This is a genomic window from Nocardioides luteus (assembly GCF_000960475.2).
Classification (GTDB): Bacteria; Actinomycetota; Actinomycetes; order Propionibacteriales; family Nocardioidaceae; genus Nocardioides; species Nocardioides luteus_A.
The window spans coordinates 1-15,229 of sequence record NZ_JZDQ02000010.1 but is presented as its reverse complement, the minus strand read 5'-3'; the positions used below and the strand labels follow the sequence as shown (position 1 = coordinate 15,229).

General features: G+C 69.2%; 19 protein-coding genes and 1 tRNA gene. 12 read left to right on the top strand and 8 right to left on the bottom strand.

Annotated elements, in window-relative coordinates:
* Both UG56_RS08555 and UG56_RS08550 read right to left on the bottom strand, forming a co-directional pair.
* Window positions 1-606, bottom strand: coding sequence for a DUF3090 domain-containing protein (locus UG56_RS08555; protein WP_045548060.1), 606 nt, complete (start codon window positions 604-606; stop codon window positions 1-3).
* Window positions 607-608: 2 nt separating this feature from the next.
* The gene (locus UG56_RS08550; protein WP_442756961.1) at window positions 609-1,337 is read right to left on the bottom strand and encodes a histidine phosphatase family protein; all 729 of its coding nucleotides are present in this window, start codon (window positions 1,335-1,337) and stop codon (window positions 609-611) included.
* A 78-nt stretch (window positions 1,338-1,415) separates the two neighbouring features.
* On the opposite strand from UG56_RS08550, the gene corA reads away from it, so the two are divergent.
* Window positions 1,416-2,396, top strand: coding sequence for a magnesium/cobalt transporter CorA (gene corA / locus UG56_RS08545; RefSeq protein ID WP_045548062.1), 981 nt, complete (start codon window positions 1,416-1,418; stop codon window positions 2,394-2,396).
* A 3-nt stretch (window positions 2,397-2,399) separates the two neighbouring features.
* Here the strand turns inward: corA and UG56_RS08540 are convergent, their stop codons facing one another.
* The 3 genes from UG56_RS08540 to UG56_RS08530 are packed head-to-tail and all read right to left on the bottom strand — an operon-like array spanning window position 2,400 to window position 5,699.
* Entirely contained in the window at window positions 2,400-3,593 is a 1,194-nt protein-coding gene (locus UG56_RS08540; RefSeq protein ID WP_177191442.1) for a hypothetical protein, read from the bottom strand.
* Window positions 3,594-3,598: 5 nt separating this feature from the next.
* Complete coding sequence (gene ilvA / locus UG56_RS08535) at window positions 3,599-4,855, bottom strand: threonine ammonia-lyase IlvA (RefSeq protein ID WP_045548064.1); 1,257 nt, start codon at window positions 4,853-4,855, stop codon at window positions 3,599-3,601.
* Between the two features lie 19 nt (window positions 4,856-4,874).
* A complete protein-coding gene (locus UG56_RS08530; protein WP_045548065.1) occupies window positions 4,875-5,699 on the bottom strand; it encodes an undecaprenyl-diphosphate phosphatase in 825 nt (274 codons plus the stop codon).
* A gap of 120 nt (window positions 5,700-5,819) precedes the next feature.
* On the opposite strand from UG56_RS08530, the gene UG56_RS08525 reads away from it, so the two are divergent.
* The 4 genes from UG56_RS08525 (at window position 5,820) to UG56_RS08510 (ending at window position 8,604) form a co-directional block, all read left to right on the top strand.
* Window positions 5,820-6,770, top strand: a complete 951-nt coding sequence (locus UG56_RS08525; RefSeq protein ID WP_045548066.1) for an aldo/keto reductase — start codon at window positions 5,820-5,822, stop codon at window positions 6,768-6,770.
* 108 nt (window positions 6,771-6,878) lie between these two features.
* Window positions 6,879-7,058: a DUF5703 family protein gene (locus UG56_RS08520; protein WP_040756208.1), complete on the top strand. Its 180-nt coding sequence runs from the start codon at window positions 6,879-6,881 to the stop codon at window positions 7,056-7,058.
* A 56-nt stretch (window positions 7,059-7,114) separates the two neighbouring features.
* A complete protein-coding gene (locus UG56_RS08515) occupies window positions 7,115-7,672 on the top strand; it encodes a histidine phosphatase family protein (protein ID WP_045548067.1) in 558 nt (185 codons plus the stop codon).
* A gap of 89 nt (window positions 7,673-7,761) precedes the next feature.
* Window positions 7,762-8,604: a phosphotransferase family protein gene (locus tag UG56_RS08510; RefSeq protein ID WP_052693379.1), complete on the top strand. Its 843-nt coding sequence runs from the start codon at window positions 7,762-7,764 to the stop codon at window positions 8,602-8,604.
* Between the two features lie 113 nt (window positions 8,605-8,717).
* Here UG56_RS08510 and UG56_RS08505 read toward each other — a convergent pair whose 3' ends face one another.
* Window positions 8,718-10,025, bottom strand: coding sequence for a M20/M25/M40 family metallo-hydrolase (locus UG56_RS08505; protein WP_045548068.1), 1,308 nt, complete (start codon window positions 10,023-10,025; stop codon window positions 8,718-8,720).
* 103 nt (window positions 10,026-10,128) lie between these two features.
* On the opposite strand from UG56_RS08505, the gene UG56_RS08500 reads away from it, so the two are divergent.
* Together UG56_RS08500 and UG56_RS08495 are read left to right on the top strand one after the other, a co-directional pair.
* The gene (locus UG56_RS08500; RefSeq protein WP_045548069.1) at window positions 10,129-10,896 is read left to right on the top strand and encodes a glycerophosphodiester phosphodiesterase; all 768 of its coding nucleotides are present in this window, start codon (window positions 10,129-10,131) and stop codon (window positions 10,894-10,896) included.
* Window positions 10,897-10,968: 72 nt separating this feature from the next.
* Window positions 10,969-11,054 (top strand) — tRNA-Leu (locus UG56_RS08495).
* A 334-nt stretch (window positions 11,055-11,388) separates the two neighbouring features.
* Here the strand turns inward: UG56_RS08495 and UG56_RS28285 are convergent.
* A complete protein-coding gene (locus UG56_RS28285; RefSeq protein ID WP_177191441.1) occupies window positions 11,389-11,529 on the bottom strand; it encodes a hypothetical protein in 141 nt (46 codons plus the stop codon).
* A 519-nt stretch (window positions 11,530-12,048) separates the two neighbouring features.
* Here UG56_RS28285 and UG56_RS08490 point away from each other — a divergent pair.
* The 5 genes from UG56_RS08490 (at window position 12,049) to UG56_RS28645 (ending at window position 13,942) form a co-directional block, all read left to right on the top strand.
* Window positions 12,049-12,573 (top strand): DUF5994 family protein, encoded by a 525-nt coding sequence (locus UG56_RS08490; RefSeq protein WP_052693381.1) that lies wholly within the window; start codon window positions 12,049-12,051, stop codon window positions 12,571-12,573.
* Window positions 12,574-12,576: 3 nt separating this feature from the next.
* Window positions 12,577-12,828, top strand: a complete 252-nt coding sequence (locus UG56_RS08485) for a hypothetical protein (protein ID WP_045548070.1) — start codon at window positions 12,577-12,579, stop codon at window positions 12,826-12,828.
* Window positions 12,829-12,870: 42 nt separating this feature from the next.
* Window positions 12,871-13,227 (top strand): hypothetical protein, encoded by a 357-nt coding sequence (locus UG56_RS08480; RefSeq protein WP_045548071.1) that lies wholly within the window; start codon window positions 12,871-12,873, stop codon window positions 13,225-13,227.
* 126 nt (window positions 13,228-13,353) lie between these two features.
* Complete coding sequence (locus UG56_RS28650; protein ID WP_218145167.1) at window positions 13,354-13,560, top strand: carbonic anhydrase; 207 nt, start codon at window positions 13,354-13,356, stop codon at window positions 13,558-13,560.
* A 1-nt stretch (window position 13,561) separates the two neighbouring features.
* Window positions 13,562-13,942 carry a carbonic anhydrase gene (locus UG56_RS28645; RefSeq protein ID WP_218145166.1) on the top strand — a complete coding sequence of 127 codons (381 nt, stop codon included), beginning with the start codon at window positions 13,562-13,564 and terminating at the stop codon, window positions 13,940-13,942.
* 647 nt (window positions 13,943-14,589) lie between these two features.
* Here the strand turns inward: UG56_RS28645 and UG56_RS28640 are convergent.
* A complete protein-coding gene (locus tag UG56_RS28640; RefSeq protein ID WP_045548072.1) occupies window positions 14,590-14,823 on the bottom strand; it encodes a LapA family protein in 234 nt (77 codons plus the stop codon).
* Between the last annotated feature and the right edge of the window lie 406 nt (window positions 14,824-15,229).

Below are 15,229 nucleotides of genomic sequence, written 5' to 3'. Positions count from 1 at the left end.
TCAGACCGGGTCGCGCCGCTTGAACCCGTTCGCCCGGACGCACAGGTGCCCCTCGGGGTCGATCGGGTTGCCGCAGAACGGACAGTTGGGGCGTCCCGCGCCCAGCACCGCCTCGGCCCGTTTGACGAAGGCACGGGCGTTGCGCGGGGCGATCCGCACCAGGAGCACCTCGTCGGGCTCCGGCTCCTCCAGCTCGATGGCCGCGACGGCGTCCTCGTCGACCAGCTGGCCGGTCTCGTCGACCTCGGCGACGATCTCGGCCTCGCTGATCGGGAAGACCTCGAGGACGACCTTGTCCTCGTCGGGATCCCAGGCCAGCGTCATCGTGCCCGCCCGGAACTCCTCCTCGATCGGCTGCTCCAGCGGGCCGTTGTCGTCGAGCTCGTAGGGCGCCATCGCAGGCACCACGGCGGGAGCCGACTTCATCACCTCGTCGAGGAGCTCGTCGAGCCGTTCGGCCAGCACCGTGACCTGCTGCTTCTCCAGGGCCACGGAGACGACCCGGGCTCCTTCACGCGCCTGGAGGAAGAACGTACGCGCACCGGGCTCGCCGACGGTCCCGACGACGAATCGCTCGGGCGGGTCGAAGGCGTGCATCACAGGCATGGTCAAACCTTATCCAGACCGTCCTCAGGACCCGAGCCACCGCCCACGACGGCGTCGTCGTTGCGCCGCCGCGACGACTTGCGTCCCTTCTTGGCAGGGGCCTTCGGAGCCAGCCAGGAGAGGTCCCCGGCGTGGGTGTTGGTGGCCAGCACCGAGGGACGCCCCTCGCCGTAGCGGACTACGGAGACGGAGGCCGGGTCGACGTGCAGCCGCTGGAAGAGGTCCAGGTGCATGCCGAGGGCGTCGGCCAGGACCGACTTGATCAGGTCGCCGTGGCTCACGCACAGCCAGACCGCCGCGTCACCGTGCGCCGCGGTGACGGCGGCGTCGTGGCGGCGTACGGCCTCGACCGCTCGCGCCTGCATCGCCGCCATCGACTCGCCGCCGGGGAAGGTGACCGCCGAGGGTTGGGTCTGGACGGTCTTCCACAGCTTGCGGCGCGCCAGCGTGGTGATCTTCTCCCCCTGCCACTCGCCGTAGTCGCACTCGGAGACACCCTCCTCGACGACCACGGACGGCAGGTCGGCCCGCCCCTCGAGGATCACCGACAGCGTCTGCTGGCAACGTTCCATCGGGCTGGTGACCGCCAGCGCGAGCGGCACCGGAGCGATCCGCTCGGCCGCCCGGGCAGCCTGCTCCAGGCCGCGCTCGTCCAGCCGCACGCCGGGAAGCCGGCCGGCCAGGGTGCCGGATGCGTTCGCCGTCGTACGGCCGTGTCTCACCAGGATCATCGTCGCCACGGTTGGCGACCCTATCCATCCCGGCGAAGCCGTCCCACAATGCCGGGCGGCATGGCCTAACCTGACAACGTGATCGTCGACAGCGCTCTCTACCGCGCCGGTGAGCGCGACAGGACCGACTGCGCGCCTCACGACTACGCGACGCTGCGCGGCGGCGTGAAGGACGAAGGCGACTTCGTCTGGCTCGGGCTCTACCAGCCCAGCCAGTACGAGCTCGACGAGGTCGCCGAGGCCTTCGGACTGCACCCCCTCGCCGTCGAGGACGCGCTCACCGCGCACCAGCGGCCCAAGCTGGAGCGCTACGAGGGCGGCATGTTCCTGGTCGTCAAGACGCTCTGGTACGTCGACGCCGAGGACGCCGTCGAGACCGGCGAGGTCGCCTTCTTCATCGGCACCGACTACGTGATCACGGTCCGCCACGGTCGTGGCTCGCGGCTCGCGCCCGCCCGCGAGCTGCTGGAGACCAGTGACGAGCAGCTTCTCACCGAGGGCTCCTACTCGGCGGTCTACGCCGTCGTCGACTACATCGTCGACGGCTACGTGGATGTCGCCAACGAGCTCACCAAGGACGTCGACGAGGTCGAGACCTCGGTCTTCTCCGACGAGCGCACCCAGGACTCGGCCAGGATCTACCGTCTTCGTCGCGAGCTGGCAGAGGTACGCCGCGCGGTGATGCCGCTGCGGGAGCCGGTGCGCCGCTTCGCCAACGGCGAGGGTGACATCGACCCCGACCTGCGCCCCTACTTCCGCGACGTGCTCGACCATCTCTCCTCCATCGTGGAGTCGATCGAGAACCTCGAGACGCTGCTCTCCTCCGCCTTCGAGGCCCACCTGGCCCAGCTCTCGCTGCAGCAGAACGAGGACATGCGCCGCATCTCCGCCGGCGCCGCCCTGGTCGTGGTGCCGACCCTGATCGCCGGGATCTACGGGATGAACTTCACCCACATGCCCGAGCTGTCGTGGACCTTCGGCTACCCGTTCGCGCTGCTGCTCATGGTCGCCGTCGTGGCCGGGCTGTGGATCTTCTTCCGGAAGTCGGGCTGGTTCTGACCTTCAGTCGAGCTGCTTGACCGGCCGGGCGTCGAGGTGCTCGCGGTCGCACCACAGCGACAGGTCGTCGGCGAACTCCGACTCGGCCTCACCGCCCTGGGCGTCGAGCTGCTCGCCCTGATACCACTCGGTGAGCGCGGCGGCCTCGTCGTAGCCGGCCGGCATCCGCGGGCCCCGGTAGCGGACCGCGACGACCTCGTCCTGGCGCATCGAGATCATCCACGCCCAGCCCACGTCATCGCCCTTGGCGGGCTTCCACGAGAAGACCAGCGAGCCGCGTTCGCCCTTCGTGGTGACACAGTGCGCACGCAGCGCGGGCGCCGAGCAGGGCTCCCGGGTCATCCAGGCGGGCGGGGACGGCGCGGCGAGGACGTCGATGTCGGCGTCCGGCATGCCCGTGAAGCCGGGCGAGGAGCGCTGCAGCAGCCGCCCGCCGATGGCGTCGGGCCCGAACCGCTCGCGCAGCGGCGAGCGGATGACGCCCTGGTAGTAGCCGTAGCCACCTCGGCCGCCGACGTAGGCCTGGGCGATGCCGTGGTCGGTGTTGTGCACGAGCTGGTAGGCGTCGGGGTCGGGCTCGCCGCCCTTCCAGTCGTCGAGCTCCTCACCGAGGGCGAGGGTCGAGGCGGTCGCCTGGTAGCGCAGACGCGGGTCCTCGACGACGGCGACCAGCTTCTCGACATCGATCGGCAGGTCGAGCTCGCGCGGGTCGCCGGTGATCACCGGCCCGGAGTAGCCGATCGTGGCCGTCTCGCCGTCGTCGCGCAACAGCACCACCCCGACGCCGCCGGGGTCCTCCTCGGGCTCCTCGTCGGTCCAGCGCAGCTGCAGCTCGGCGCCCTTCACCTCGGTCGGCAGGTCCACGCAGTGCTGCCCGAGCTCGCGCCGGCAGGCGCCGTCCCCCTCGGGCGGCCGGGCCGAGACGACGACGCTCACCAGGTCGCCGTCAGACTCCCCGTCGGCGCCGTAGCGGAGGTCGACCGAGACCTGCTCGGGAGGCGTCGACTCGGAGGTGTAGGAGGCGGCCCGGCTGGAGGTGTCGGTCGGCAGGTGCTCGAGCGCGACCGCCGCGACGGCGCGGTGGGTGATCCGGCCGGGGTCTCCACCGGCGTCGACCGCCTTGCCGGAGCACCCCGAGACGAGCCCGACGCCCACCACGACGCCGACCACGACGCCGATCAGGGCGGCCTTGGACACCCGCATCAGTGCAGGAAGGTGAAGAGCGGAGAGTCCGGCTCGATCCGCTCGATGAGCAGGTCGCTGGCGCCCATCCGCTCCAGCAGCCCGTCGAGCCCGTCGGCCGAGTCGAGGTCGATGCCGATCAGCGCGGGGCCGTGCTCGCGGTTGGACTTCTTGACGTACTCGAAGACGACGATGTCCTCACCGTCGGCCAGGACGTCGTCGAGGAAGCCACGCAGCGCGCCGGGCGCCTGTGGGAACGAGACCAGGAAGTAGTGGCGCAGCCCCTGGTGGATCAGCGCCCGCTCGAGCACGTCGGCGTAGCGGGAGACGTCGTTGTTGCCACCGGAGAGGACGGCCCCGATGCGCGTCGCGCCGCGCAGGTCGATCTGCCCCAGGGCGGCCACCGCGAGCGCACCGGCGGGCTCGGCGATGATCCCCTCGGTCTGGTAGAGCTCAAGCATCTCCACGCAGACCGCACCGACCGGCACGGCGACCAGCTCGTCGACGTACTCCTTGACGATCGGGTACGTCACCGTCCCCGCGGTCGCGACCGCGGCCCCGTCCACGAAGGTGTCGAGCGTGTCCAGCCGCACCGGCCCACCGGCCTCGATCGCGGCGGCCATCGAGGCGGCACCGGCCGGCTCGACCCCGATGATCCGCGTCTGCGGCCAGACCTCGCGCACCCAGGTCGCCACCCCGGAGGCCAGCCCACCGCCACCGACCGGCAGCAGCAGCACGTCCAGCGGCGAGGAGATCTGCGAGGTCAGCTCGTAGCCGACGGTGCCCTGCCCGGCGATCGTGCGCGGGTCGTCGAACGCGGAGACGTAGGTGGCGCCGAGCCCGCGGCCGAGCTCATAGGCGTAGGCGGAGGCTTCGTCGTAGGTCGAGCCGTGCAGGGTCAGAGTGACGTGCGACCCGCCGAGCGCGGTGATCCGGTCGCGCTTCTGCTTGGGCGTGTTGGTCGGCACCACGATGTGGCCGGGCACCCCGAGACGGGCACAGGAGATCGCGACGCCCTGCGCGTGGTTGCCGGCCGACGCACACACGACGCCGCGCTCGAGCTCCTCGGGCGTCAGCGAGCTCATCAGGTTGTAGGCGCCGCGGACCTTGTAGGAGCGCCCCAGCTGCAGGTCCTCCCGCTTGAGCAGGACCTCGGCGGCGTACCTCTCCGAGAGTCTGACCGAGCGCTCGACGGCCGTGCGCGTGGCGATCGTGCGCGCGGCGGCTTCCTCGATCGCAGCGGGTGTTACGGCAGGCTTCTTGCCAGACTCAGACACATGGTCGAGTTTGTCACGATCACCACTCGGTGAGCACACCCACGCCGACGAGGACGAGAACCGCGACACCGAGGACGACGCGGTAGATCACGAACGGCGTGTAGGTGTTGCGCGAGAGGTACTTCAGCAGCCACGCGATCACCGCGTAGCCCAGGACGAACGAGACGATCGTGGCCACGATCGTGGGGCCCCAGCCGTAGAGGTTGTCCTCGTGGGCGATGTCCTTCATCTCGAACAGACCGGCCCCGAAGACCGCCGGGAGCGCCAGCAGGAACGCGTACTCGGTCGCCGTCGCCCGCTCGTACCCGAGCGCGCGGCCCATCGAGATCGTCGCCCCCGAGCGGGAGACGCCGGGGACCAGCGCGCCGGCCTGGGCGAAGCCCATCAGGATCGCGTCGCGCCAGGACAGGTCGTCGAAGCGCTTGCGGTTCTCGCCGATCCTGTCGGCGACGCCGAGCACGATGCCCATCACCACGAGCATGCTGCCGACGATGTAGAGGCTGCGAAGGTCCTTCTCGATGAGGTCCTGCAGCAGCAGCCCCAGGATCACGATCGGGATCGACCCGACAATGATGAACCAGCCCATCCGGGCGTCGGTGTGGCTGCGAAGCTCCGGCTTGAAGAGGCTGCGGGCCCAGGTGGAGATGATGCTCCCGATGTGCCTGCCCATGTAGGCGACCACCGCCAGCTCGGTGCCGATCTGGATCACGGCGGTGAACGCCGCGCCCGGGTCACCCCAGCCGAGCAGCTCCGGGAAGATGCGCAGATGTGCGCTCGACGAGATCGGCAGGAACTCGGTGAGTGCCTGAATGATGCCCAGTGCGATCGCCTGCAGATAATCCACGGGCGCACACTCTAAGGGGCATGTACGCAGCACCACGCCGCTGCCTCCCTGTCGGTGTGTCCGCCGTCACGCCAGCGTGTCCGGCCGGGGCGTCACGGAGGGCACCGATAGATTGTCCTCATGCAGAGCCGACTCCTCGGAGCCACTGGGCTGCGAGTCTCGTCTCTCGCCCTGGGCACCATGACCTGGGGCAGCGTGACCGATGAGCACGAGGCCCGCGAGCAGCTGGCCGGTTTCACCGAGGCCGGCGGCACGCTCGTCGACACCGCCGCCGGCTACGGCGACGGAGCCTCCGAGAAGCTCGTCGGATCGCTTCTCGCCGAGAACGTGGTGGCCCGCGAGGACATCGTCCTGGCAACCAAGGCCGGGATCACCTGGCGCGGCGGCAACCGCGGCGTCGACACCTCCCGTGGGGGCCTGCTCACCGGCCTCGACGGCTCCCTGAAGCGGCTCGGCGTGGACCACGTCGACCTGTGGCAGGTGCACGTCTGGTCCCCCGAGGTGCCGCTCGAGGAGACCCTCACCGCGCTCGACATGGCGCTGAGCAGCGGCCGCGCGGCCTACGTCGGGGTCTCCAACTACACCGGCTGGCAGACCGCCCAGGCCGCGACCTGGCAGCGATCCGTGCCGGGTCGCGCGACGCTGGCCTCGACGCAGGTGGAGTACTCCCTGCTGGCCCGCGACGTGGAGTACGAGGTCCTGCCGGCCGCCGGGGCGATGGGGATGGGCGTGCTGGCCTGGTCACCGCTGGCCGGTGGCGTGCTGACCGGGAAGTACCGCACCGGCATCCCGTCGAACTCCCGGGGCGCCGACCCGACCTTCTCGTCCCGCGTGGACGTCTACGACGACGAGCGCTCGCGCGGCATCGTCACCGCCGTCGCCAAGGCGGCCGAGGGCCTGGAGTGGACGCCGCTGCAGGTCTCGCTGGCCTGGGTGCGCGACCGGCCGGGCGTCACCGCACCGATCATGGGGGCGCGTACGGCCGCACAGCTCAAGGAGGCCCTCCAGGTCGCCGACCTGACCCTGCCTCCGGAGATCGCGCTCGCCCTCGACGACGTGTCGGCGGTCTAACTGCCCGCACGGGAACATCTCTTCCGGCACACTGGTTCTCCTGAGTAGTCCATCAGAAGGAGTGCTGCCTTGGCCCGAGCCGAACGCCGTCCGCCCCGCCCGGGAGTGATGTGGGAGTACGACAAGGTGACCTTCTCGCGTGAGTTCTCCCGCAACATCGTCACCAAGCTTCTCGTCGAGCGTGCCGAGCACGGCGGCTGGGAGCTCGACCGGGTGCGGATCACCGCCGACGGCACCCGCCGGGTGACGCTCCGGCGCAAGATCATCCGGCAGCGGCTCACCGTCTGACGGCTCTCGGGGCGTCCTGACCGGCCTGGGCGCTCAACCGAACTAAGGTCCTTGGCGTGATTCATCTCATCCGCCATGGCGAAGCCGCCGGTGAGGACCAGGCCGACCCCGGCCTCTCCGACGTCGGCCGCCGCCAGGTCCGGGCCCTCGCCAACCGACTGGCCTTCCGTCCGGTCCGTAGGATCCTGCACGGTCCGAGCCGGCGCTCGTCGGAGACGGCCACCATCCTCACCGAGAACCTCGGCGCAGGCGCGGCGGTCTCCGATCTCCTCGCCGACCGGACCCCGGTGCCGTCGGTGGAGCGACGCGGTGACTACCCGACGCACCGCTGGGAGTGGTTCGAGGACGTACCCGAGGCCGAGCGCGACCTCGACGGCGCCGACCTCACGGCCGCCTGGCACAAGCTCTGGTTCGAGCACCACGACGAGGAGGTCGTGCTCGTCACCCACGCCTTCGTGGTCGCCTGGTTCGTACGCGAGGTCCTCAACGCCCCGCCCGCGACCTGGATGCGGATCGGCCCTATCGGCAACGCGACCCTGACCAGCATCGGGCCCAACCTCGCAGGTGAGCCCGTGGTCGAGACGTTCAACGCCGAGGTCGTTCTTCCGCTCTGAGCCAAGCGGCGCCCACAAGGCGCCAACAACACGGATATCAGCCCGCGACACGGTGTCGTGAGCCCCTACCGCGCTGGCAGGATCCGCCCGTGATCTCGGCACCCGACCCCCTGACCCCCGCCCAGCGCGACCTCCTCGACCGATGGCTCCCCGGAGCCGAGCTGGTCGCCGACCGCAGCGACCTGCACCGCGCCGGCACCACCGCCCTCGTGCTCGCTGCCGGCGACGACCGCTTCCTCGTGAAGACAACAGCAGAAGGCGTACGCCACATCGACCGCGAGCTCGCGGCCTTCCGCAGCTGGCTGACCCCCTGGACCGAGGCCGGCCGCGCGCCGAGCCTCGTCGAGGCCGACCTGGATGCCCGCATCATCGTGATGACCCACCTCGACGGCGAGCCGGCGAGCACCTCGGACGCGATCCACGACCCCGAGATCTACCGCCAGGCGGGCGAGCTGCTGGCGACCTTCCACGGCCAGGCGAGCGTCGAGGACGAGGACTACGAGCCGGAGCTCGACGAGCGCGCGCTCGCGTCGCTGGACGAGGCTGGGCTGGGTGCCGATCTCGCCGACCGGCTCCGCGCCGAGATCGAATCGTGGCCGACGCCGACGACCGTGCTCGTCCCCACGCACGGTGACTGGCAGCCGACCAGCTGGGTCATCGACGCCGGCACCCTGGGCGTGATCGACTCCGGCCGCTTCGGCTTCCGCCCGGCCCTCTACGACCTCTCCCGCCTCTCCGCCCAGGACTTCGCCCGCAACGACACCTTCGAGAAGGCGTTCCTCGAGGGCTACGGCTCCGACCCGCGCGAACCCGAGGCCTGGCACCGGCTCCAGGTCCGCGACGCCATCTCGGTCGCCGCCTGGGCCCACCGCACCGGCCACGCCGAGGTGGCGGCTCTGAGCGAGGCGACGCTCACCGACCTCGTCCCCTGATGCACCGGAGCCGAGTCGGCTCGTCCTGACCGAAAACCCCGCCGAGTCGGCTCGTCATGACGGGCCGACTCGGCGCTTGTTCTGGTCAGGACGAGCCGACTCGGCGTCGGCGGTCAGACCTGGTCGAGGAAGCGGTCCATGACACGCGCCCCGAACTGGAGCGCGTCGACCGGCACCCGCTCGTCGACACCGTGGAACAGCGCGGTGAAGTCGAGGTCCTCGGGCAGGCGCAGGGGCGCGAAGCCGTACGTCCTCATCCCGAGCCGCTTGAAGTGCTTGGCGTCGGTGCCGGCACTCATCAGATACGGAGCGACGAGCGCGTCGGGGTCCTCGGCGACCAGCGAGCGCTCCATCGCGGCGACGAGCGCGCCGTCGTAGGGCGTCTCCCACGGCATCTGGTTCTGGTCGAACTCGATGTCGATCCCCTCGCCGCACAGCTTGCGCAGCGTCTCGAAGAAGTCGTCCTCGAAGCCGGGCAGGAAGCGGCCGTCGACGTGGGCGGTGGCCTCGGTCGGGATGACGTTGACCTTGTAGCCGGCGCTGGTCATGGTCGGGTTGGTGACGTTGCGCAGGGTGGCTCCGATCATCCGGGCGGCCGGGCCGAACTCCTCGACCAGGCGCTCGGCGTTCTCCGGGGTGGGCTCCTCCCCCGCGATCTCGCCGACCGCGGCGAGCAGCGTCTGCATCGTCGGGGTCAGCTGCACCGGCCACTCGTGGGCGCCGATGCGCGCGATCGCGCCGGAGAGACGGGTGATCGGGTTGTCGCGGTTGATCATCGAGCCGTGGCCGGCGGTGCCTCGGGCGGTCAGCTTCATCCAGGCCATGCCCTTCTCGGCCGCCTCGATGAGATAGAGACGCCGGCCCTTCACCGTGGTGGAGAAGCCGCCGACCTCGCCGACCGCCTCGGTGCAGTGGGCGAGCAGGTCGGGGTGGTCCTCGACGAGCACGTGGGCGCCCTTCATCCCGCCGGCCTCCTCGTCGGCGGTGAAGGCGAGCGTGATCGGGCGCTCCGGGATCCGGCCGGTGCGCTGGCGCTCGCGGACGACGGCGAGCAGCATCGCGTCGAAGTCCTTCATGTCGACGGCGCCCCGGCCCCACACGCTGAGCCCCTCTCCTGGGGCATCCTGGATCTCGCCGGAGAAGGGGTCGACCCGCCAGTCCTCGGCAGCCGCCGGGACGACGTCGAGGTGGCCGTGGAGCAGCAGGCCGTCGCCGGCGGAGCCGCCCCACTGGGCTACGACCGAGGCCCGGCCCGACTCGGACTCGTAGATCTCGGAGGAGATCCCGACCTCGTCGAGCTGGGCCGCGACGTACTCGGCCGCCTTCCGCTCCCCCGGTCCCGGGTCGTTGCCGTAGTTGCTGGTGTCGATGCGGATCAGGTCACGGCAGAGGTCGACGACCTCGGTCTCGGCGCTGGTCATACCGCCACCGTATCGACCGGTGACGACAAACAGCCGCCTGACGTCCACCTATGCGACGGCAAAGGATTTCGTGGTGGTCGGATGCGTGGGTTTCGATGGGTGCATGCAGAAGCGTGCCCTCCTCTCCGCGCACCGCGCCGCCGCGCGCCAGTCGGGGCATCGGGACAACTCCTGGGAGTCGCTTCTGGAAGCCGTGCGGATGGAGGTCGACTACGTGGAGTTCGACGTGCACCGCACCCGTGACGGCGAGTTCATCCTCCATCACGACGGCCACATCCGTGACCGGATCGGCCGCAAGGTCAAGATCGCGGCCAGGACGTACGCGGCGCTGTCGCGGCTCGCGCCGTTCCGGCTGGTGCGCTACCGGGAGGCCCTCGAGCTGCTCGCCGCCCACGGCAAGCACGCCCACATCGACCTCAAGTTCGCCTCGCCGTCGCGCCACCTCGGGCTCCCGCACGAGGTCGACGCCGCCGAGATCGCCCTCGAGGTGATGAACGAGAGCTTCATCGTGACCACGATGGTCGACGAGTCCGTACGCGTCCTGCGTGACTGGGCCGACCTGCGCTCCCCCTCGACGCTGGTCGGTCTCTCGCTCGGTGGCGTCGACTGGCGCCACCACCCGCTCAAGCTCGTCCACCTCAAGCTCTCGGAGTTCTTCCCCGAGGGCCGCATCCGCCGCTGCCGCTCCAACCTGGTCGTCGTCGAGCAGCGCCTCGCCGACGTCTGGCTGCTGCGCTGGGCCCACCGTCGCAACATCAAGGTCCTCGTCTGGACCGTCGACAACCCCGGCCGGCTGCGCCGTTTCGTCTACGACAAGCGGGTCTGGATGGTCACCAGCAACCACCCCGCGCGCGCCCTCCTCCCGGCCTGACCTGCGGGTGTGCGCAGAGGGCCATCCCGATTCGGCACCGGGACGGGGTCCTGATAATGTTCTTCTTGTTGCGCGCGGGTGGCGGAATAGGCAGACGCGCTAGCTTGAGGTGCTAGTCCACGTATTAGTGGGTGGGGGTTCAAGTCCCCCCTCGCGCACAGAGAGAAACCCCAGGGAGACCTGGGGTTTCTCGCATTTTCACGAGAAGTCATCGGGCCCTATGGGGGCAGGATGGGGGCACCCAACGGTCGCGACCCCTCTCCAATTGTCCTATGAAGCGTAGCGCGCCCGGACCCCGGAGCCTTGAGGCCGCGACGACCGCGGGCACGGGCAGGCACCTCTGGGCCGACCGTGCCGGAGTCATCGACAGTGGGATCACCGCCGGCGTGCTTGATGACGCCGGTTTCACTGACGTTGTCCGCTATCGACGGATATCCCGCCGTCCCTCTACAGAGGCTGTCTGCGACCACCTCACCACCGCACGATCCGATCTCAGCCGCTGACCTCGCAGCCCAGCCCGATGAACGCACCGAGATCCAACACTTCCTTGGCGCTGCTCGGCATGTACGACGTCAGGGCAGGTGATCGCAGGATGTAGGCCTTCCACTGGACCCGCGAGGTCGCAACATTCATGCGATTTCGGCTAAGCAGGTAGCCCATGCCGCGGGGAACGTCGCCCTGCGAGGACGCGGGTCATCGACAAGATAGTCACAGGGGCCTCCTGGCCCTGGAACTTGTCGACCGTACCGACCGGAACCTCGTCCAGGCCACGGCTTGGAGACTCTCCTTGATCATGGCGACCTGGGCGTTGTACGGCGCGACCACCAGCACATCACTTGCTGTGAGTGACCGTGAGCCGTGTGCGGTCGTCCAGATCTGACCGACGTGGCGGCGTACGAGGTCCACCACTCTTGTGGCCTCTTCCGGCGAGTCGACCCGGTTGCCGGTGTGTGTCACCTCGATGATCTCAACACCTGGGTCTTCGCCTTCCAGCGATCGTTCACCAGCATGCGGCGCCGAGGCCAGGCGGCCTTCGTAGGAGAGGGTAGAGACCTTCGCACACACCGCGTGGGACAGGTGTAGACTTGGGGTTGACGGATCGTTAATGAGCCTCCACGTGGACCCTCTGAACCGGTCGAGAGGCGCAACACCATGACGACTCAAGTTTCTATCCTCGAGGCCCACCGCCGTGTTCCCTTGCGGCTGCGCATGTCTCCGCGTCCGGGGAGGGGCCCGATCGATGGCGGGTGGTGGCCCCAGAGCCGCGACTTGGCCGTGGAACTGGCTGACCTGGTCGATCATTTCCCGACCGCATCGGGTCGGGTGGTGCGCGCCTTGTTCTCCCCGCCCGACTGGGAGGTTCCAGCGCGCCGGATTCCGGTGGCCGGCGGGTACGTGAAGGTCGGGTCGTTTCCCCGCGACGACACCCACATCATCCAGCTCAAGACCTCGGACCGAAAGGTCTTGTACGTGCTCGTCGTGCCGCCCGACACCCCACCAGAACGGGGTGAGGAAGCGGTCCTGGCTGCAGCCACACCCGGGTACGTGTACGAAGCCCCGCCGCTGGAGACTTTGACCGAGTCGCCCGAGAGCGATGCTACTGGGCACTGGAGCGATGACGGCGGCTCGTGGAGCGCACCAAATGACTGGCCCTCTTCGTCGCGAGCCGGGGACTGAATCGTGGCTTACCTCCTGCTCTACGGCAACGGCTGGACCCAGCGGTGGCGAGTGGCCGCCGACAAAGAAGACAGGGTCCGGAGCATGCTGTCCTCGGTCGGCAGCGACCGAACCGGACAACTGCCCGTGCGTGACGCGGCAAGCGACGTCGAGGTGATCCTCGTCGTCGCCTGGGCAATGGTCGCAGCGGCCGTCATGCTCGATGAGGAAATGCCAGGATCGGCCGAGGCCGCAGCCGGCGGCCAGTACCCCTGAGTTGACGTCCGCGTTGGACCAATAGCGTAGAGGAGTTCTCAGATGACCACGACCGCTGAGTTGATCGAGACCTCACGGGTGCTTGAGCAGGCTTCCCAGAGTCTTGCCCGGGACACCCTGTGGTCGCCGGAGAACCTGACCCCTGCTGCCATCGGAGCCGTCCTGGCGAACATCGCAACCCTTGCCGCGACTCTCCCCCAGATACTCGAACAGCTCAGCCGGAGCCTCGAGCAAGCCCTCACCGAACAGTTCCTGCAGGTCGAGGACAAAACAGATGCTTCGGAGCCGGCACGACTCGTCGACGCTGCCTGCGACCTGCTCGCCCAAGGCCGGGCGACGGCAGTCGACCTCCACGGCCGGATCCATGGTGCCCACGACCAGATCGCTCCCCTGATCTAATAAGAGGGGCTCCGTACTCGACGGCGCGTCCGGCCTGTCTTGGGTCGCCCGCCACTCCCGAGCCTCGGTTCAACCGCGGGCGGACCGGCGATCTGCACACCTCCAGACGAGGCTTTCGCCATGTAGATGGTCGGCAACGAGCGGTTCGTTGCCGACTCACCCGACCACCCGAACCAGGACGCGGTCCGCCGTGCCGAGGTGGTCCCGGGCCAGAAGCCGTTCGCGGTGCTGTTCGGGTGCTCGGACTCCCGGCTGTCCGCCGAGATCATCTTCGACCGGGGGCTGAGCCACCTGTTCGTCGTCCACACCGCGGGGCACGTGACGGGGTCCTGAGGTGCTGGGCAGCGTCGAGTACGGCACGGGCGTGCTCGAGGCGCCGCTGGTGGTCGTCCTGGGCCATGACTCCGGTGGCGCGGTCGCGGCAGCATGCACCGCACTCGATGGCGGGACGACCCCGTCCGGATTCGTCCGTGACGTCGTCGAGCGGGTGACACCGAGCGTGCTGACCGCCCGCATGGCCGGCCACACCCAGGCCGAGGAGATCATCGATGAGCACATCGGGCACACCGTAGAGCTGCTGCTGGACCGTTCGCGTGTTGGCCGACCTGGTCGCCTCCGGCCAGACGGCCGTGGTGGGCTTGTCCTACCCCCCTCGCGGACGGCAGGCAGCGCCCGCAGGGTCGCCGATCGTGGCCTTGGCCTGCCGGCGAACTGATCGTCTGACGCCCCCTCGTCGGTCGGCCCGCGATGGTGACGGGGCGCCGGCACATTGCGTCATCACGGAGTCACGGCTACGACCATGTCCTCAGTGAGCAAGCCGCCCGGGACAACTCCTCATTCCTCGGTCATCGAGCCGGGCTTCTTCTGGGCAAGTTCGGCGGTCTTGCGGGCGACCCGGGATGCATGCTCGAGCCCGTTGCCGAGATGCAGCGCGCCCGCGGTGGTACGCGCCCGCGCACGCTCTCGACGTTCACGCCCATTCTTTCTGTCGAGGAAGTAGGCGGCCGCCGCTCCCAGCCCGAAAACGAGGAGCCCTCGCCGAACCGGGTGCCGCTGTCTGCGGAGCGTTCTTGGCCCAGGTTCTCGTCTGGCCGCGGGAGCGTCTGCTTGTTCGCCGGCCCCATGGACAATCTGGTCACTGAGAAGGTGCGCCTGGCGGCTGACTCCGGCTGCGAGTGCGCACGCCTTCTCGGTAAGGGTGGCGGCGACCGATCTGCGCCGCCCGCCCCGGCCGGTGGCGCGTCGTGTCAGAGCCTGGACCCGGCTCGATTGGCTCGGCCACTTCCCCATCCTGGTTCTCTCTTCCTGGCCTGCCGCGCGCCCTCAACGGTACTCAGTCGACCGCAGCCCGGTCTTCTCGACTCATGGGCTCGGCGTTGTTCGATTGCTGCGGCGGACACTGATCCGCAGTTGGGTGATGCGGGCGATCCCGGCAATTGCTACCAGCACACCCCCGCCAACAGCGGCGATCAGCAGAGCAAGTCCCAGCGGGATATTGCCATCGGCACCCAGAAACTGAACCTCGACCTTCGAGGAGTTCTGCAGCATGAACACGACGAGCAGGATGAGCAGCACGAGGGCGGCGGCAACTGCCACCCAAGCGGCGCTCGCTCGCGTAAAGCGGGAAGCACCGGGATGGGGAGTGTCGTTTGCACGGTGGTGCTCTGGGGTAGGTTCTGTGGCCATCGTATCGCCTTCCTCGTTGCGCACGGGAGGGCCGGATCGGGATACCTCCATCATCCCACAGCGAAAGGGATTTGATCCGCCTGGATTCGGCCAATTCAGGCCGCTCTATCAGCGGTCGTGGCGCTGCTATCTCTCAGACACCCGCCATTTCGACAGTGGTCGCGTGACATGCATGCATGGGTGCGTGGGTGGTTACCGACGGGTTCACCTGATGGGATCAGTCTGGGTGACTTTCCTGGCCAAGAGGCCGCGAAGTGACACCACGACCGAGTCGTCGGGTGCCGCGACCCCGAGCAACGGCTCGGGGTCGCGGTCC